The sequence below is a fragment of the Parafrigoribacterium mesophilum genome (assembly GCF_039652555.1).
GTDB classification, from domain to species: Bacteria; Actinomycetota; Actinomycetes; order Actinomycetales; family Microbacteriaceae; genus Parafrigoribacterium; species Parafrigoribacterium mesophilum.
Map to the genome: position 1 here is coordinate 13,982 of NZ_JBDJAF010000004.1, position 17,811 is coordinate 31,792.

At 64.0% G+C, this 17,811-nt stretch carries 13 protein-coding genes and 3 rRNA genes; 2 read left to right on the top strand and 14 right to left on the bottom strand.

Annotated elements, in window-relative coordinates; translation table 11 throughout:
• Nucleotides 1–5: 5 nt before the first annotated feature.
• The 8 genes from ABFX56_RS13190 to tyrS all read right to left on the bottom strand — a co-directional run bounded on the left by ABFX56_RS13190 (nucleotide 6) and on the right by tyrS (nucleotide 10,412).
• Nucleotides 6–857 carry a TlyA family RNA methyltransferase gene (locus tag ABFX56_RS13190; protein WP_346233812.1) on the bottom strand — a complete coding sequence of 284 codons (852 nt, stop codon included), beginning with the start codon at nucleotides 855–857 and terminating at the stop codon, nucleotides 6–8.
• On the bottom strand, nucleotides 829–1,029 hold the full coding sequence (locus ABFX56_RS13195) for a hypothetical protein (RefSeq protein WP_346233813.1): 201 nt from the start codon (nucleotides 1,027–1,029) through the stop codon (nucleotides 829–831). The genes ABFX56_RS13190 and ABFX56_RS13195 overlap by 29 nt, the downstream gene beginning before the upstream one ends.
• Before the next feature lie 54 nt (nucleotides 1,030–1,083).
• On the bottom strand, nucleotides 1,084–2,151 hold the full coding sequence (locus ABFX56_RS13200; protein WP_346233814.1) for an HAD-IIA family hydrolase: 1,068 nt from the start codon (nucleotides 2,149–2,151) through the stop codon (nucleotides 1,084–1,086).
• Complete coding sequence (locus ABFX56_RS13205) at nucleotides 2,105–3,037, bottom strand: tetratricopeptide repeat protein (RefSeq protein ID WP_346233815.1); 933 nt, start codon at nucleotides 3,035–3,037, stop codon at nucleotides 2,105–2,107. Before ABFX56_RS13205 ends, ABFX56_RS13200 begins: the two co-directional genes overlap by 47 nt.
• 123 nt (nucleotides 3,038–3,160) lie before the next feature.
• Nucleotides 3,161–3,277: ribosomal RNA gene (gene rrf, locus ABFX56_RS13210) — 5S ribosomal RNA — on the bottom strand.
• 142 nt (nucleotides 3,278–3,419) lie between these two features.
• Nucleotides 3,420–6,563, bottom strand: a 23S ribosomal RNA gene (locus tag ABFX56_RS13215).
• Between the two features lie 453 nt (nucleotides 6,564–7,016).
• Nucleotides 7,017–8,535, bottom strand: a 16S ribosomal RNA gene (locus ABFX56_RS13220).
• The 16S, 23S and 5S rRNA genes sit together here, the layout of an rRNA operon.
• 569 nt (nucleotides 8,536–9,104) lie before the next feature.
• Nucleotides 9,105–10,412, bottom strand: coding sequence for a tyrosine--tRNA ligase (gene tyrS, locus ABFX56_RS13225; protein ID WP_346233816.1), 1,308 nt, complete (start codon nucleotides 10,410–10,412; stop codon nucleotides 9,105–9,107).
• 124 nt (nucleotides 10,413–10,536) lie between these two features.
• Between tyrS and ABFX56_RS13230 the strand changes: the two genes are divergently transcribed.
• Both ABFX56_RS13230 and ABFX56_RS13235 read left to right on the top strand, forming a co-directional pair.
• Nucleotides 10,537–11,136 (top strand): DNA-binding protein, encoded by a 600-nt coding sequence (locus ABFX56_RS13230; protein ID WP_346233817.1) that lies wholly within the window; start codon nucleotides 10,537–10,539, stop codon nucleotides 11,134–11,136.
• A gap of 127 nt (nucleotides 11,137–11,263) precedes the next feature.
• Entirely contained in the window at nucleotides 11,264–11,833 is a 570-nt protein-coding gene (locus tag ABFX56_RS13235; protein WP_346233818.1) for a hypothetical protein, read from the top strand.
• 48 nt (nucleotides 11,834–11,881) lie between these two features.
• On the opposite strand, the gene ABFX56_RS13240 is transcribed toward ABFX56_RS13235, so the two are convergent.
• The 6 genes from ABFX56_RS13240 to ABFX56_RS13265 form a co-directional block, all read right to left on the bottom strand.
• Nucleotides 11,882–12,223: a VOC family protein gene (locus ABFX56_RS13240; RefSeq protein ID WP_346233819.1), complete on the bottom strand. Its 342-nt coding sequence runs from the start codon at nucleotides 12,221–12,223 to the stop codon at nucleotides 11,882–11,884.
• Nucleotides 12,224–12,254: 31 nt separating this feature from the next.
• The gene (locus ABFX56_RS13245) at nucleotides 12,255–12,860 is read right to left on the bottom strand and encodes a DNA-3-methyladenine glycosylase (RefSeq protein WP_346233820.1); all 606 of its coding nucleotides are present in this window, start codon (nucleotides 12,858–12,860) and stop codon (nucleotides 12,255–12,257) included.
• 5 nt (nucleotides 12,861–12,865) lie between these two features.
• Nucleotides 12,866–14,314, bottom strand: coding sequence for an argininosuccinate lyase (gene argH / locus ABFX56_RS13250; protein WP_346233821.1), 1,449 nt, complete (start codon nucleotides 14,312–14,314; stop codon nucleotides 12,866–12,868).
• A gap of 12 nt (nucleotides 14,315–14,326) precedes the next feature.
• A complete protein-coding gene (locus ABFX56_RS13255) occupies nucleotides 14,327–15,529 on the bottom strand; it encodes an argininosuccinate synthase (protein WP_346233822.1) in 1,203 nt (400 codons plus the stop codon).
• Between the two features lie 119 nt (nucleotides 15,530–15,648).
• Nucleotides 15,649–16,578: an ornithine carbamoyltransferase gene (gene argF, locus ABFX56_RS13260; RefSeq protein ID WP_346233823.1), complete on the bottom strand. Its 930-nt coding sequence runs from the start codon at nucleotides 16,576–16,578 to the stop codon at nucleotides 15,649–15,651.
• Nucleotides 16,575–17,801 carry an acetylornithine transaminase gene (locus ABFX56_RS13265; RefSeq protein WP_428834451.1) on the bottom strand — a complete coding sequence of 409 codons (1,227 nt, stop codon included), beginning with the start codon at nucleotides 17,799–17,801 and terminating at the stop codon, nucleotides 16,575–16,577. Before ABFX56_RS13265 ends, argF begins: the two co-directional genes overlap by 4 nt.
• Between the last annotated feature and the right edge of the window lie 10 nt (nucleotides 17,802–17,811).

Sequence of the window (17,811 nt, forward strand, 5' to 3'; positions counted from 1 at the left end):
CTCCTTCAGGCTCGGTCGGTCCCCGCACAGGAATGCACGCGGTCTCTCCATTGTGTCGGATTGCTGCCGTGTGTGGCGTTCAGCCAGACCAGATATTCGTGGTTTCCCCTGGTACCGACCAGCGGGGATGGCACGAGGCCGCCGATCGGCAGACCGAGGTCCCAGGCGGTCCAGAGCACGTCGTTCACCGCTTCTTCCCGCAGCGCCGGATCTCGCACGATGCCTTCGCGGATGCCGGTGCGGCCCACTTCGAACTGCGGTTTGATGAGCACGAGGTAGTCGGCTCCGGTGCCGAGCGTGGCCACCACGGCGGGCAGCACGGTGCGCAGCGAGATGAAGGACAGGTCGGCGACGGCCAGGTCGGGCAGCTCCGCGGTGCCCGCCGCCGCCGCGAGACCGGCCGCGGTCAACTCGCGCGCGTTGAACCCTTCGATGACGCTGACCCTGGGGTCGTCGGCGAGGTGAGGCGACAGCTGGCCGTGGCCGACGTCGAGGGCGATCACGGCTCGGGCGCCGCGTTCCAGCAGCACCTGGGTGAAACCGCCGGTGGAGGCGCCAACGTCCAGAGCGAGCCGGCCGGTGACCTCGACCGGGAACGCGTCGAGGGCGGCGATCAGCTTGTGGGCGGCTCGGCTGACGTAGTGGTCGGCGGCGATGATGGCGATCACCTGGTCGGCGTGCACCTTCAGCGACGGCTTACCGGCCACGACGCCGTCCACGGTCACGGCTCCGTCGGCGATGAGCCGCGCGGCGTGGGTGCGGGAGCGGGCCAGTCCGCGGCCGGCGAGGGCGGCGTCCAGGCGCAGCAGCGCGTCCGGATGCTCGGAGTCAGCGTCCCGCGCCGTCGCCACCACCACCGCTGCCGCCGCCGAGCACCGATTGCAGGGTGTCGTAGAGCTGGCTGAACGCGGCGGCACGATCGGCCAGCGGTTGTGCCTCGATCACCCGCAGCCGTGAAATCAGCGCGTCGGCTTCGCCGGCGTCGACTCCGTCGCCGTTGTCGGGATCGGTGGCCCCAAGTTCCGTCATCGCGTCCCCTTTCCCCTGCACCGCGTCTGCTGCATCAAGTTCTCAGGGTACCGGTCACTCGTACAGCCGCGGTGGAACCTCCAGAGCGTAGATCGGCATGCCGCTGCCCCAGACGGCCGCACATCCGGCCCGCAGCAGGTCGATGCTGCGCGAACCGACCTCGGTGACCGTGATCACGTTTCCGGCGACCGTGATCACGGCGTCGCCCACCATAATGCGACGCTCACCGCTGGCCGGGTCCTGGTGAGTGCGAATGCGCGGATACGGTTCACTGAGCTGCCGCAGGTCGTCGAGCAGGTAGGTGGGCCGCGACGCGGCGTCGGCGGCCAGCAGCTGCTTGGCATGGTCGACACCGGTGAGCACCATGGCCGAGTCGAGGCCGGCGCGGTTGGCGCCGAGGATGTCGGTGTCCAGCCGGTCGCCGAGGAACAACGGCTTCGCGCCGCCGAACCGGGATACGGCCTCCTGGAAAATGGCCGCTTCGGGCTTTCCGGCCAGCACCGGGAGCCTGCCGACGGCGGTGTGCACCGCGGAGACCAGAGTTCCATTGCCGGGGGCGATTCCGCGTTCGGTGGGCAGCGTCCAGTCGGTGTTGGTGGCGACCCAGGGCAGTTCGGCGCCGCCCGCCTGCAGCGCGAAGGCGGCTTCGGCCAGTTGTTTCCAACCCAGCTCCGGAGCGAACCCCTGGATGACGGCGGCCGGCTGGTCGTGTGCGGAATCGGTGGCCGTGAAGCCGGCCTTGTGCAGTTCGTCGCGCAGCCCCTCGCCGCCGACCACGAGAACCGTGGATCCGGCGGGTACGAGACCGGCGAGCAGTCGTACCGCCGCCTGCGGGGAGGTGACCACGTCCTCGGCCGCAACGCTCAGCCCGAGACTGGTCAGGTGCTGCGCCACGGAGGCGCTGGTGCGTGACGCGTTGTTGGTGATGTAGGCCACGCGGCGATCGCGGGCGGCCGCGTTGAGGCTCTCCACGGCGTGCGGGATCGCAACCGGGCCACGATAAACGACACCATCGAGGTCGGCAAGCAGCAGATCGACGCCGTCGAGCGGCGTCCGATCGGGTTCGGTGCCCGGTTCAGTGCCCGTGGTCGTCGTGTTCTCCGTCTTCCTCGAGCGGAACATCCTCTTCGGCAATCTCGATCGTCTCCTCTTCCGCCTCTGTCTGATCGTCGCTGCGCAGCGCGGCGGCGGCGCGATCGGAGCGTTCGTACCACTGCTCGGCCTCGTCGGTTCTGCCCAGGTCCTCGAGCACTGTCGCGTAGGCGTCGAACAGCGCAGGACTATAGGAGTACGCGGTGTCCGGGTCCAGTTCGGGGATGTGCAGTTCGGCCAGCGCGGCCTCGGTCTGGCCCAGATCGAGCCGGGCGCCGGACATCGCAATGGCCAGCTCGACCCGCACCGGAACCGGAAGAGATTCCCGCGGCACCGACCGGGCCAGTTCGAGCGCTTTCTCCGGCCGTCCCAGTCCGCGTTCGCTGTCGACCATCATCGGCAGTTGGTCGTCGTTGCCCGAGATACGCCGATAAGTGCGCAGCTCGCGCAACGCCAGCGCAAAGTCGCCGATCGAATAGGAGGTGATGGCGAGGGTCTCGCGCACGACGGCGATGCGGCCGGCCCGGCGGGCGGCCGACACGGCGTGCCGGTGCGCGAGCTGCGGATCCTCGTCGATGAGGCGGGCCGCCATGGCCATGTGCCGGGCGACCTCCTCGGCATTCTCCTTGCTCAGCGTTCTCAGTTGGGCGCGCGCGACACGGTCCAGGTCCTTGGCCTGCACGTCGTCGGGGAGCTCCGGATCGTTGTGCCGGGTGCGGACAGATTTGATGCCGTACGGGTCTTGGTCCTCCGGCGGCTCCGGATACCGAGCGTTGCGGTCGCCGCGGGCGGGCTTTCCGCCGCTGGTCCACAGTCGTTTTTCGTTCGGAGCACCGCGCTTGGGCCGCCCGGTGTCTGGCCGGCGGGCTCCGGGCTTGCCGCCCGGCCGCCGGGGACGATCTGAGGGTTCGGCCACGGTGCTCCTAGATGTGAATTGGGGTCTTCGCTTCGGCGAGCTCAGCGGGTCTCGACAAGCTCGACCAGCGGAGTGCGGTTAACGGAAAATGGCCACCCTTGCGGGTGGCCATTTCACGAAGAAGTCCGGCGGTGTCCTACTCTCCCACAAGGTCACCCTTGCAGTACCATCGGCGCAGAGAGTCTTAGCTTCCGGGTTCGGAATGGGACCGGGCGTTTCCCTCTCGCTATGGCCGCCGAAACACTATTGATTTATGAATCAGTTCGCGGACCGTCCGTGTCTGGTGATTTCGACAAGCTCAATCACCGGATCGCCGGAGCGGAGTCGCAGTTCCCGACCGTAAATCGGGAACCACAAAGTGGACGCAAGCACATTTAATTGTGTTATCAAGTTATCGGCTTATTAGTACAGGTCAGCTGCACGAGTCTTTAGTCCTCGCTTCCACGTCCTGCCTATCAACCCAGTAGTCTAGCTGGGAGCCTCTCCCCCGAAGGGATGGAAATCTCATCTTGAAGCTGGCTTCCCGCTTAGATGCTTTCAGCGGTTATCCATTCCGAACGTAGCTAATCAGCGGTGCTCCTGGCGGAACAACTGACACACCAGAGGTTCGTCCATCCCGGTCCTCTCGTACTAGGGATAGATCTTCTCAAATTTCCTGCGCGCGCAGAGGATAGGGACCGAACTGTCTCACGACGTTCTAAACCCAGCTCGCGTACCGCTTTAATGGGCGAACAGCCCAACCCTTGGGACCTACTCCAGCCCCAGGATGCGACGAGCCGACATCGAGGTGCCAAACCATGCCGTCGATATGGACTCTTGGGCAAGATCAGCCTGTTATCCCCGAGGTACCTTTTATCCGTTGAGCGACAGCGCTTCCACAAGCCACTGCCGGATCACTAGTCCCGACTTTCGTCCCTGCTCGACTTGTCAGTCTCACAGTCAAGCTCCCTTGTGCACTTACACTCGACACCTGATTGCCAACCAGGTTGAGGGAACCTTTGGGCGCCTCCGTTACTCTTTAGGAGGCAACCGCCCCAGTTAAACTACCCACCAGGCACTGTCCCTGATCCGGATTACGGATCGAAGTTAGATATCCAGAGTGACCAGAGTGGTATTTCAACAATGACTCCACCGACACTAGCGTGCCAGCTTCACAGTCTCCCACCTATCCTACACAAGCCACACCGAACACCAATACCAAGCTGTAGTAAAGGTCACGGGGTCTTTCCGTCCTTCTGCGCGTAACGAGCATCTTTACTCGTAGTGCAATTTCGCCGAGTTCGCGGTTGAGACAGCTGGGAAGTCGTTACGCCATTCGTGCAGGTCGGAACTTACCCGACAAGGAATTTCGCTACCTTAGGATGGTTATAGTTACCACCGCCGTTTACTGGGGCTTAAATTCTCAGCTTCGCCTTGCGGCTAACCGTTCCTCTTAACCTTCCAGCACCGGGCAGGCGTCAGTCCGTATACATCGTCTTGCGACTTGGCACGGACCTGTGTTTTTAGTAAACAGTCGCTTCCCACTGGTCTCTGCGGCCATATGGTGCTCCGGGAGCCAATGCCCTCTCGAAAGAGAACGTCCCTTCACACCTCCGGCCCCCCTTCTCCCGAAGTTACGGGGGCATTTTGCCGAGTTCCTTAACCACGATTCTCTCGATCTCCTTAGTATTCTCTACCTGAACACCTGAGTCGGTTTGGGGTACGGGTGACTAAAACCTCGCGTCGATGCTTTTCTCGGCAGCATAGGATCACTGATTTCGCCCTTGCGGGCTACGCATCGTGCCTGGGCCTTGATGGGGAACGGATTTGCCTATCCCCCGGCTTACACACTTACACCGGGACAACCATCGCCCGGCTCAGCTACCTTCCTGCGTCACACCTGTTAATACGCTAACCGCACCAGAACGGGGTCGAGCGTTAGGCCGGCCGCCTCACCCCGAAGGGATCGGTCAGCCGGATTAGGACTCTTAGCACTACTGGATTAGTTTGGGCGGTTTTTCGTCAGTACGGGAATATCAACCCGTTGTCCATCGACTACGCCTGTCGGCCTCGTCTTAGGTCCCGACTTACCCAGGGCGGATTAGCCTGGCCCTGGAACCCTTGTTCTTTCGGAGGACGGGTTTCTCACCCGTCTTTCGCTACTCATGCCTGCATTCTCACTCGTGTGGCGTCCACGGCTGGTTTACACCGCCGCTTCACTCGCCACACGACGCTCTCCTACCCATCCGCGCGTCTGGACACCCTTGCGGACGCCTGACTATTACGCGAATGCTACAACTTCGGTGGTGTGCTTGAGCCCCGTTACATTGTCGGCGCGGAATCACTTGACCAGTGAGCTATTACGCACTCTTTCAAGGGTGGCTGCTTCTAAGCCAACCTCCTGGTTGTCTCTGCAACTCCACATCCTTTCCCACTTAGCACACGCTTGGGGACCTTAGTTGGTAGTCTGGGTTGTTTCCCTCTCGACGATGAAGCTTATCCCCCACCGTCTCACTGCTGCGCTCTCACTTACCGGCATTCGGAGTTTGGCTAACGTCAGTAACCTTTTAGGGCCCATTAGCTATCCAGTAGCTCTACCTCCGGCAAGAAACACGCAACGCTGCACCTAAATGCATTTCGGAGAGAACCAGCTATCACGAAGTTTGATTGGCCTTTCACCCCTATCCACAGCTCATCCCCTCCATTTTCAACTGAAGTGGGTTCGGTCCTCCACGCGCTCTTACACGCGCTTCAACCTGGCCATGGATAGATCACTTCGCTTCGGGTCTAGAACCAGCGACTATGACGCCCTATTAAGACTCGCTTTCGCTACGGCTTCCCCACTCGGGTTAACCTCGCCACTGATCACTAACTCGCAGGCTCATTCTTCAAAAGGCACGCTGTCACCCCTGCTATGGAGGCTCCAACGGTTTGTATGCAAACGGTTTCAGGTACTATTTCACTCCCCTCCCGGGGTACTTTTCACCTTTCCCTCACGGTACTTGTCCGCTATCGGTCATCTGGGAGTATTTAGGCTTATCAGGTGGTCCTGACAGATTCACACGGGATTTCTCGGGCCCCGTGCTACTTGGGATACTTCTCGAGTGAACGACACATTTCGACTACGGGGTTGGCACCCTCTATGACTGGCCTTTCAATGCCATTCGTCTATGTGACGCTCGATGCTCTTGCAGTACGGCAGTAACTGCTGAAAAGTCCCGCAACCCCGACCATGCAACGCCTGCCGGCTATCACACATGATCGGTTTGGCCTCTTCCGGTTTCGCTCGCCACTACTAACGGAATCGCTTTTGCTTTCTCTTCCTGTGGGTACTGAGATGTTTCACTTCCCCACGTTCCCTCTACCCGCCCTATATATTCAGGCGGGAGTCACTGGGTCGTATTGCTACGCCCAGCGGGGTTTCCCCATTCGGAGATCCTCGGATCAAAGCTCTATTATCAGCTCCCCGAGGCTTATCGCAGATTTATACGTCCTTCTTCGGCTCCAGATGCCAAGGCATCCACCGTTTGCACTTAGAAACTTGATTGACAAAATTACACAAAGAACCAGCATTCGCGTTGAATAAACAACGCATTTGCTAGATCTTTTATGAAGACATCAACGCAACGCAGCAGATCCTCATCCGAAGATTCGGTTCTGTCTTGTTGCGAGTGTCTAAGATGCTCGCGTCCACTGTGTAGTTCTCAAAATACGGGCGGTACCTTCTCCGGCTGCCCATCGGGCAGTGGGGAAAAGGTCCTGAGTTTCGTTTCCCACCTCACTCTTTCAAGCGGCGGTGAGGCCCGGTCCCTCAGGACCCAACAGCGTGCAGAAGACCAGAGTCAGAGCCAGACTCTTTTCCAGTCACCCGAGGGTGACGTACTGGGAGGCAAGATCCTTGCCTGATCACAATGTCAATGTTCCACCCATGAGCTGACCACCGAAGAACATATGTCTTCGAAGTGGCTCTGGACAACCGAAGTTGTCAGATGCTCCTTAGAAAGGAGGTGATCCAGCCGCACCTTCCGGTACGGCTACCTTGTTACGACTTAGTCCTAATTACCGATCCCACCTTCGACAGCTCCCTCCTTGCGGTTGGGCCACTGGCTTCGGGTGTTACCGACTTTCATGACTTGACGGGCGGTGTGTACAAGGCCCGGGAACGTATTCACCGCAGCGTTGCTGATCTGCGATTACTAGCGACTCCGACTTCATGAGGTCGAGTTGCAGACCTCAATCCGAACTGAGACCGGCTTTTTGGGATTCGCTCCACCTTGCGGTATTGCAGCCCTTTGTACCGGCCATTGTAGCATGCGTGAAGCCCAAGACATAAGGGGCATGATGATTTGACGTCATCCCCACCTTCCTCCGAGTTGACCCCGGCGGTCTCCTATGAGTTCCCACCATTACGTGCTGGCAACATAGAACGAGGGTTGCGCTCGTTGCGGGACTTAACCCAACATCTCACGACACGAGCTGACGACAACCATGCACCACCTGTATACCGACCTTGCGGGGGACACATTTCTGCATCTTTCCGGTATATGTCAAGCCTTGGTAAGGTTCTTCGCGTTGCATCGAATTAATCCGCATGCTCCGCCGCTTGTGCGGGCCCCCGTCAATTCCTTTGAGTTTTAGCCTTGCGGCCGTACTCCCCAGGCGGGGAACTTAATGCGTTAGCTGCGACACAGAATCCGTGGAATGGACCCTACATCTAGTTCCCAACGTTTACGGCATGGACTACCAGGGTATCTAATCCTGTTCGCTCCCCATGCTTTCGCTCCTCAGCGTCAGTTACGGCCCAGAGATCTGCCTTCGCCATCGGTGTTCCTCCTGATATCTGCGCATTCCACCGCTACACCAGGAATTCCAATCTCCCCTACCGCACTCTAGTCTGCCCGTACCCACTGCAGGCTGGGGGTTGAGCCCCCAGTTTTCACAGCAGACGCGACAAACCGCCTACGAGCTCTTTACGCCCAATAATTCCGGACAACGCTTGCACCCTACGTATTACCGCGGCTGCTGGCACGTAGTTAGCCGGTGCTTTTTCTGCAGGTACCGTCACTTTCGCTTCTTCCCTACTAAAAGAGGTTTACAACCCGAAGGCCGTCATCCCTCACGCGGCGTTGCTGCATCAGGCTTTCGCCCATTGTGCAATATTCCCCACTGCTGCCTCCCGTAGGAGTCTGGGCCGTGTCTCAGTCCCAATGTGGCCGGTCACCCTCTCAGGCCGGCTACCCGTCGTCGCCTTGGTGGGCCATTACCTCACCAACTAGCTGATAGGCCGCGAGTCCATCCTTGACCGAAATTCTTTCCACCCCCTGAAGATGCCTCCGAGGGTCGTATCCGGTATTAGACACCGTTTCCAGTGCTTATCCCAGAGTCAAGGGCAGGTTACTCACGTGTTACTCACCCGTTCGCCACTAATCCAGGGAGCAAGCTCCCCTTCATCGTTCGACTTGCATGTGTTAAGCACGCCGCCAGCGTTCGTCCTGAGCCAGGATCAAACTCTCCGTAAATGTTTGATTGCACATCCATTCCCTTGCGGGAACGAGTGGCACATCTAGTGCAACCAGCCACCGGGAATCGGTGACGAGGTTGCAAGTTTGAAACTGACAGAACAAATCATTACTGACTTGCTTTGTTGTTTAATCTTTTCCCAAAGGAATCTCACGACGAGAATTGCTTCTCGCCACGAGGTTTTTGGCATTTGACATTGTGCACGCTGTTGAGTTCTCAAGGATCGGGCGCGCCTAAATCGTTCTCTTCCGAGTCGGATTTGGGGCAACTGCTCTAACCTACCACTTGTCGTGACGCTGTCAAACCGCGTTCGGCAGCTTCAAAAGCTGCCGTGTGCGAGCCTGACGCTTCGTACAAGTGGGACTTGCCATCCTACCCCGTCTGAACAAAGCCCTACAAGAGGTCTATTGCCGTTCGGCTGGGATGTTGTCCCCTCTTGAGGCCGGAGAGCAGATCCGCTCTTCCGCACCTTTGGGGTGACAAGTGATTACTTTACGTGAGCCCGGTAGGCCGTGCAAATCACGGCACATCCCGGGCGTGTCGGCCCGAAATCCCGGGCTCCGACGCCCTAGTGGATGAACACGCCGGCCAAGGTTTTGCGGCCGCGCCGCAGCACCGCCATGGTGCCGCTCACTGCCTCAGAATCGAGCGTTGCGGCCTCGTCGGCCACCTTGGCGTTGTCCAGGTATATCCCTCCCCCGCTAATCGCTCTGCGGGCCGCACCGAGACTGCTGCACAGGCCGGTGTCCACGAGCAGGCGTGCGATGGGGGCGCCACGGGACACGGTCGTGTTGGGCAGTTCCCGCAATGCCGCCTCCAGGGTGGCCGGATCCACCTGCGACAGGTCACCCTGCCCGAACAGCGCCGCCGATGCCGCTTTGGCCGCGTGCGTGGCAGCGGCGCCGTGCACCAGGGTGGTCACCTGCTCGGCCAGGGTGCGCTGCGCGAGTCGGTGTTGCGGCGCGAGGGCGAGCGATCCGGCCAGCTCCTCCAACTGATCCCTGGTGAGGAAGGTGAAGATCTTCAGTCGCTGCAAGACATCCGCGTCGTCGGTGTTGAGCCAGAACTGGTAGAACGCGTACGGGCTGGTCAGCGCTGGGTCGAGCCACACCGCGTTGCCCTCGCTCTTGCCGAATTTCGTTCCGTCCGAGTTGGTGATGAGCGGGGTGCCGATGGCGTGGGCGCTCACCCCCTCAGCCTTATGGATGAGATCGGTGCCGCTGGTGAGGTTGCCCCACTGGTCGCTGCCGCCGGTTTGGAGTAGGCAGCCGTAACTGCGGTACAGCTCGAGGAAGTCCATGCCCTGCAGGATCTGGTAGCTGAATTCGGTGTAGCTGATGCCCTCGTCGGATTCGAGTCTGGCGCGCACCGCATCCTTCTTCAGCATTGTGCCGACGCGGAAGTGCTTGCCGATGTCGCGCAGGAAGTCGATCGCCGACAGGGGCGCGGTCCAGTCCAGGTTGTTCACCAGCCGGGCGGCGTTGTCGCCCTCGAAGCTGAGGTATTTCGCCACCTGCTCCTGCAGGCGCCCCACCCACTCGGCGACGACATCCTTGGTGTTGAGCGTGCGTTCCGCGGTGGGCCGCGGGTCGCCAATCAAGCCGGTGGAGCCGCCGACCAGGCCGAGCGGCCGATGCCCGGCCAGCTGCAGGCGTCGCAGCAGCAGCAACTGCACGAGGTTGCCCAGGTGCAGGCTGGGCGCGGTGGGGTCGAATCCGCAGTAATAGGTGATCGGGGGCCCGGCCAGCAGTGCCTTCAGCGCCTGCGGGTCCGTGGACACATGCACGAGGCCCCGCCAGCGGAGTTCCTCCCACACGTCCGGGAACGAATCATCGTTGTGCTGGGATGCGAGGGCTTCGGTTTCGATCGTCGACACGGATTCAACGCTAGCAGCGCGAAAACGTCGTGAGCTCTCATCCGTGCAGGGTTGATCTGCCTGGATCATGCTTGTATGGTTGATGTCCGATAGATCAAGCATTCAAGCTTGTCGAGGGAGGCCCATGTTCGTCATCACGGCCGATCAGGTGAGCAGTCGCACCACCGCTGACCGGGTCGGTGCCACGCTGCGGCGGGTGGGCGCCGTCTTCGGGGATCGGCTGGCCCTTCCGGCAGACCGCACTGCCGGCGACGAGCTGCAGCTGTTGTTCGCGGCGGGGTCGGACGCTCTGGAGGCGTGCCTCGCGTTGGACCGCGAGCACGGCTGGAGCATCGGTGTCGGTGTCGGTTCGGTGCATCACCCGCTGCCGGCCGGGGTGCGCGAATCGGCCGGCGGGGCGTTCATCGCCGCCCGCACGGCGGTGGACCGGGCGAAGCGACGGTCGACCCGGTTCGCGATCGCGCACGAGCACGCGCACGATGGGGCCGCGGATGCACAGGCGCTCGTGGACCTGCTGCTCATGCTCAGGGCCCGGCGCAGCGCGCAGGGCTGGGAACTGTACGACCTGCTTCACGCCGACGGCAGCACGCAGGTCGACGCGGCGGCCCGGCTGGGCATCACGCCGCAAGCCGCAAGCAAGCGCGCGAACGCGGCGGGGCTACGCGCCGAGCGCGCGGCGATCGGACCGCTGTCCCGACTGCTGGAGCGGCTGGACCGCGCCTGACCCGCGCCTGACCCGCGCCGCGGTGCGGTTGTGCCAGACGCCTGTCGTTCCTCGGGCATCCGGATCGGTGCCCTACGCTGAAGTCGCGCGCCGCCGTAGCGACAGCAGCGTGGGGAGGATCAGCATCATGCCCTGGATGAATATCGTGCTGTGGGTGGTGCTGCTGCTCGCGCTGTACGCGGCCGCGGCCGTGGCCGTGGTGGCGAACCGGCCGGGTCGGCACTGGCTCGCGCTGCCGGCGGTGGGACTGGTGGCCGTCGCGATCGTGTTGGCGGTGTTCGGCGCCGGACACAGCGCGCCGGGCCTGGGCTTCCTGGTGGCCGCCGGCATCGGCTTGCTGCTGCTGGCGCTGGTGGCCGGCAGCCCCCTGGTCTCCCTGGTGCTGGAGTTCGCCAGCCGCGGCGCCGTGCCGGTGGGCAATCACGGCGTGGTGATGGTGGATGTCAGGGGGGTCGCCCCGGTGGAACGTGAGATCCTCCGCGGCGGTATGACCATCGGATATCTGGAGCGGCTGGCGGTGGTGGGCTCCGCGTTCGCGGGGCAGCCGGCGGCGATCGCGGTGATCGTGGCGATCAAAGGGCTCGGCCGGTTTGCGGAGCTGGAGAACTCCGCCGCCCGCGAGCGGTTCATCATCGGCACGATGGTGAGTTTGATCTGGGCCGGCGCCTGTGCGGCGCCGCTCGTGCTCTCGCTCTGAGCTGGAGGATCCGGTCAGTGCTGGGTTCCGGTCAGTGCTGGGTTCCGGTCAGCGCCGGTTCTCGTACACGCCGACGATGTTGCCTTCGGTGTCTTTGAAGTAGGCGTACCTGCTGTCCTCGTCGAGGATCTGGATCTCGCCGACCTGTTCTCCGCCGCCGGTGATGACTGCTTCCAGGGCGTCGTCAAGATCGTCCACGGTGATGACGACCGTCGGATGCGGCACCGTGGAACGCCGGTGGATGTCGCCGCCGATCCCGCCGCCGGAGGCGCCGATCATCGTGATGGTGGCATCCCAGTCCTCGAACTCGAAACCGAACACGTTGCCGTAGAAGGTCTTCGCGCGGGCGATGTCGTCCGCGGGGATCTCGAAGTGTTCCACCGACGCCATAGCCTCAGCTTGCGCAGATCGGGCTGGGGCGTCAAGCCCTCTTCTTGGCGGAGTGCCGCTTGTACGGCGAGACGCTCGGCTCCCCCGGCAACCAGTAGCGCCACGGAAAATCGTCGCCACCGCCGGGGCCGGACAGCCCGGTTCTGGGTCCTGTCGCGAACGGGAGTGAGCCGCCGCACAGGTCCAACCGGATGTGGCTGGTCGCCAGATCGGCGCCGCCGTCGGCCAGCGTGATCCCCAGGGCCACAGTGAGACGGGCCGGCCCGCGAGCCAGATCGGCGTCACGCTTGGCTGTCAGTCTCCGGCTGCGTGCCAGCTCCAGGCCGTCGATGATCTCGCCGCCGCGCAACAGCAGCCCGGATGCGGTGCCCTCCGGCGAGCAGACCACGTTGGCGCAGGTGTGCATGCCATAGGTGAAGTAGGTGTACAGGTGCCCTGGCTCGCCGAACATCACCGCGTTGCGCTTGGTCTTGCCCCGAAACGCGTGCGATCCGGGGTCGTCGGACCCGTGATAGGCCTCGATTTCGGTGATCCGCAGCGACACGGAGCCTTCCTCCGTGGTGCAGGTGAGCACGCTGCCGAGCAGCAGCGGGGCGACGTCAAGTGAACGGCCCAGCAGTCGTGTCCGATCCAGCACAGTCGCTACGCCAACCCCAGGGTTGCCCGCAGTGCGACCAGTCGCAGCTGCAGCCGGTCTCGCTGCTGCGCGACCCGGACCGGAGCGGTCCCGGAGACCCCGGAGCGGCTCGCCAGCGATCCGGCGACGGTGAGCACGCTGCGCACCTGACCGGTGAGGTGGGGTGAAATCTCGGCATACTGCTCGTCGGTGGGCTCGTGGAGCCCCAGGCCGCGGGCCTCGCAGAATTGCACGAGCGCGCCGCTGATCTCGTGCGCCGAGCGGAACGGAACGCCCTGCGTGACGAGCCACTCCGCGACATCCGTGGCGAGGGTGAAGCCCTGGGGGGCCAACTCCGCCATCCGCCCCGTGTCGAAACGCAGGGTGCGCACCATTCCGGTGAAGGCCGGCAGCACCGTTTCCAGCTGCTCGACGTCGTCGAACACCGGCTCCTTGTCTTCCTGGAGATCGCGGTTGTACGCCAGCGGAAGCCCCTTGAGGGTGGCCAGCAGGCCGGTGAGGTTGCCGATGAGCCGCCCGGACTTGCCTCGGGTGAGCTCGGCGATGTCGGGGTTCTTCTTCTGCGGCATGATCGACGATCCGGTCGAGTAGCCGTCGTCGAGGGTGACGAAGCCGAACTCGCGGGTGTTGAAGAGGATGATCTCCTCGGCGAAGCGGGACAGGTCGATGCCCAGCTGGGCTGCGATGAAGGCGAACTCGGCGACGACGTCCCGGCTGGAGGTGGCGTCGATGGAGTTCTCGCTCACGCTGGTGAGACCCAGCTCGCGGGCGACCAGTTCCTGGTCCAGCGCGAGCGAGGTGCCGGCGAGCGCTCCGGAGCCGTACGGCGAGGCAGCAGCGCGCGCCTTCCAGTCGCGCAGCCGCTCGAGGTCGCGCACCAGCGGCCAGGCGTGGGCGAGCAAATGGTGAGAGAGCAGCACCGGCTGGGCGTGCTGCAGGTGCGTGCGGCCGGGCATCGCGGCATCCGGATGCGCCTCAGCCTGCGCGTCGATCGCCTCAACGAGGTCGATCACCGCTCGGGCGATCACCCGGGCGTGGTCCAGGAGGTAGAGCCGGATCAGGGTGGCGATTTGGTCGTTGCGGCTGCGGCCGGCGCGGATCTTGCCGCCGAGTTCGGGTCCGGCCCGCTCGATCAGACCGCGTTCCAGGGCGCCGTGCACGTCTTCGTCGCCGTCGGTGGCGGCGAAGCTGCCGTCGGCCACGTCGGCGCCCAGCCGGTTCAGCGCATCCGTCATCGCCGTGAACTCGTCGTCGGTGAGATAGCCGGCGGCGGCGAGGGCTGCGGCGTGGGCGCGGGAGCCGGCCAGGTCATACGGCGCGAGTTGCCAGTCGAACTGGGTGGACTTGCTCAGGCGGGCCAGTTCCGGAGACGGGCCGCTGGCGAAGCGGCCGCCCCAGAGCGTGCCCTCATGAGTGGTGCCCTCATGCGGGGCTCCCTCGTTAGGCTGGGCCATTCCCGGCTCGCGCTACTTGCCGGCCGCGAGGTCGCGGCGTGCGGAGATCTTGCTGGGCAGCGACCACAGCTCGATGAACCCCTTGGACAGTGACTGGTCGAAGGTGTCGCCGGTGTCGTAGGTGGCCAGGTCGAAGTCGTACAGGCTCTGCGCGCTGCGCTGACCGGTGACCGTGGCGCGGCCGCCCTGCAGCTTGAGCCGGATGTCGCCGGTGACGTGCTTCTGCGTGTCGTCGATGAACACGTCGAGCGAGCGCTTGAGCCCGGAGAACCAGAGGCCGTCGTAGACCAGATTCGCCCACTCTGCCTCGACGCCGCGCTTGTACCGGTTCAGGTCCCGTTCCAGGGTGAGGCTTTCCAGCGCCTCGTGGGCGGCGATCAGCGCCGTCGCGGCGGGCGCCTCATATACCTCGCGGCTCTTGATGCCCACCAACCGGTCCTCCACCACGTCGATGCGGCCGATGCCGTGCTTACCGGCGAGCGTATTGAGCAGCTCGACAGCCTCGAGCGGGGTGATCGCATTGCCGTCGATGGCGACCGGGATGCCCGCCTCGAAGCTGATCAGGATCTCGTCCGGCTCGCGGTAGACATCCGGGTCCTGCGTGTACTCGTAGATGTCCTCGATCGGCGCGTTCCACGGGTCTTCCAGGAAGCCGGTTTCCACGGCACGGCCCCACACGTTCTTGTCGATCGAGTACGGGCTCTTCTTGGACTGCTGGATGGGCAGGTTGTGCTCGTGTGCGTAGACGATCGCCTTGTCGCGGGTGAGCGCCAGGTCGCGTACCGGGGCGATGGAGGTGAGTTCGGGCGCCAGGGCGGTGACGGCGGCCTCGAAGCGCACCTGGTCGTTGCCCTTGCCGGTGCAGCCGTGGGCGACCGAGTCGGCGCCCAGCCGGGCGGCGGTGGCGGCGAGGTACTTGGCGATCAGCGGCCGGGAAAGGGCGGAGACCAGCGGGTATCGCTTCTGGTACATCGCGTTGGCCTTCAGGGCCGGCATCAGGTAGTCGGTGGCGAACTCGTCGCGCGCATCCACCACGACGGCGTCCACCGCGCCGCAGGCGAGGGCACGCTGGCGGATGTCGTTCATGTCCTCGCCGCCCTGCCCGACGTCGACGGAGAGGGCGACGACTTCTTTACCGGTCGCGTCCTTGAGCCAGCCGATGCCCACCGAGGTGTCCAGTCCGCCGGAATACGCCAGCACGACGCGATCTGCCATGTCTCTCCTTGTTGTGGTGTTGTCCAATTGTATGGCCGGGCCCGAAACGAGTAATTGTTCCCGTTCCGGTCAGATGTTCCCGTTGCGCCGGGCACAATTAGCCGGAACGGGAACAGTTGTCAGGGGGTGTTGTGGTCCAGCAGCCAGACCATCAGCGCCTTCTGCGCGTGCAGCCGGTTCTCCGCCTCGTCCCAGACCACGCTTTGCGGCCCGTCGATCACCTCGGCGGTGACCTCGAAGCCGCGGTCGGCGGGCAGGCAGTGCAGGAACAAAGCGTCCGGCTTCGCCAGTGCCATCAGTTCCGCGTCGACCTGGTAGCTGTCGAGGGTGGTCAGCCGTTGGGCCTTCTCCTTCTCTTTGCCCATCGACACCCAGGTGTCGGTGACGACCACGTCCGAGCCGCCGACGGCATCCGCCGGGTCGGTGAACAGCTCGATCGACCCGCCGGTACGGGCGGCGATCGCCTCGGCGTCCGCGACGACGACGGCGGCCGGCGAGTAGTTGGTGGGTGAGGCGATGCGCACGTGCATGCCGGCGGTGGCGCCGGCGAGCAGGTAGGACTGCGCCATGTTGCAGGCGCCGTCACCGAGGAAGGTGACCGTCATGCCGGCCAGCCGGCCGCGGTGTTCGCGGATGGTGAGCAGGTCCGCGAGCAGCTGGCAGGGGTGGAAGTCGTCGGTGAGCGCGTTGATCACCGGCACGGTGGTGCCCAGGGCCATCTCCTCGAGTCCGGCTTGGCCGTAGGTGCGCCAGGCGATGGCGGCCACCTGCCGTTCGAGCACCCGAGCCGTGTCGGTGGCGGTCTCCTTGCCGCCGAGCTGGCTGCTGGCGGTGCTGATGATGAGCGGCACGCCGCCGAGGTCGGCGATGCCGACGGCGAACGAGACCCGGGTGCGGGTGGAGGACTTGTCGAAGATCACCGCGACGGTCTGCGGGCCGGCCAGCGGCCGCACCGCGAACCGGTCCTTCTTCAACTCCACGGCGAGATCGAGGATGGCGGTCTGCTCGTCCTGGCTGAGGTCGTCGTCGCGCAAGAAATGACGGGTCATGCCACAGCCTCCAGGGCCTCGCCGAACAGGGTGAGAAATTCGTCGAGCTCGGCGTCGCCGACGATCAGTGGCGGGGCCAGGCGGATGGTGGACGGATTGGGCGCGTTGACGATCAGGCCGCGGCGCATCGCCTCCGCGGCGATCTCCTTCGAGACCGGACGGTTCAGGGCGACGCCTCGGAGCAGGCCGCGGCCGCGCACGCCGGCCACGAGCGGTGAGCCGAGCCCGAGGATCCGCTCCTGCAACTGCTGGCCGCGGCGGTGAGCGTTGCCGAGCAGGTCGGCTGCTTCGATCTCGCCCAGGACCGCGTTCGCCGCGGCGGCGGCCAGCGGGTTGCCGCCGAACGTGGTGCCGTGCTGGCCGGGGGTGAACGGAGTGGTGGCGCCGCCGAACGTGATGAGGGCGCCCATCGGCACCCCGCCGGCGATGCCCTTGGCCAGGGCGACCGCGTCCGGCGTGATGCCGTCACGCTGGAAGGCGAACCAGGTTCCGGTGCGGCCGACGCCGGTTTGGATTTCGTCGAGGATGAGCAGTGCTCCGTGGGCGGCGGTGAGTTCCCTGGCGCGCTGCAGGAACCCGTCCGGGAGGTCGAGCACGCCCGCCTCGCCCTGGATGGGCTCAACGAACAGCGCGGCGACGCGGTCGTCGATGGCGGCCTCCAGCGCCTCAAGGGTCGCGGGGATGTGCTCAATGCCGGGCACCAACGGTTCGAACGGCTGACGGTAGGCGTCCTTGGCGGTCAGTGTGACAGCCCCCATGGTGCGCCCGTGGAACGCGTCATCCAGGGCGAGGATCCGGGTGCGGGTGCCGTCGCCCCGGTTCAGCCTGGCCAGTTTGAACGCTCCTTCGATCGCCTCCGTTCCGGAGTTGCTGAAGAACACGCGACCGTCCGGGCCGGCGCCGGAGAGGCGGAGCAGCCGTTCCGCGAGTTCGATCTGGGGCTCACTTGCGAAGTAATTGCTCACGTGTACCAGGGAGCCGACCTGGCGGCTCACCGCCTCCACCAGAACGGGATGCGCGTGGCCGAGCACGTTGACCGCGATGCCGCCCAGGAAATCCAGGTACTTCTTGCCGGTCTCATCCCAGACGTAGCACCCTTCGCCGCGCACCAGCAACGCCAGAGGCACGGAGAAGGTGTCCATGAGGGACGCCGCGTAGCGGTCGCGCCAGGGCAGCGCCGTGGCGACCGCAGCGGCCCGCCCGGTTTGAACGTTGTTGCTCACAGTTGTGTCT

Bases quoted from the DNA above. Each gene is read 5' to 3' on its own strand.
- ABFX56_RS13230 (WP_346233817.1), top strand. From the start codon at position 10,537: ATGTTCGTCATCACGGCCGATCAGGTGAGCAGTCGCACCACCGCTGAC.
- ABFX56_RS13195 (WP_346233813.1), bottom strand. From the start codon at position 1,029: ATGACGGAACTTGGGGCCACCGATCCCGACAACGGCGACGGAGTCGAC.
- argH (WP_346233821.1), bottom strand. From the start codon at position 14,314: ATGGCCCAGCCTAACGAGGGAGCCCCGCATGAGGGCACCACTCATGAG.
- argF (WP_346233823.1), bottom strand. From the start codon at position 16,578: ATGACCCGTCATTTCTTGCGCGACGACGACCTCAGCCAGGACGAGCAG.
- ABFX56_RS13255 (WP_346233822.1), bottom strand. From the start codon at position 15,529: ATGGCAGATCGCGTCGTGCTGGCGTATTCCGGCGGACTGGACACCTCG.
- ABFX56_RS13235 (WP_346233818.1), top strand. From the start codon at position 11,264: ATGCCCTGGATGAATATCGTGCTGTGGGTGGTGCTGCTGCTCGCGCTG.
- ABFX56_RS13200 (WP_346233814.1), bottom strand. From the start codon at position 2,151: ATGTTCCGCTCGAGGAAGACGGAGAACACGACGACCACGGGCACTGAA.
- ABFX56_RS13240 (WP_346233819.1), bottom strand. From the start codon at position 12,223: ATGGCGTCGGTGGAACACTTCGAGATCCCCGCGGACGACATCGCCCGC.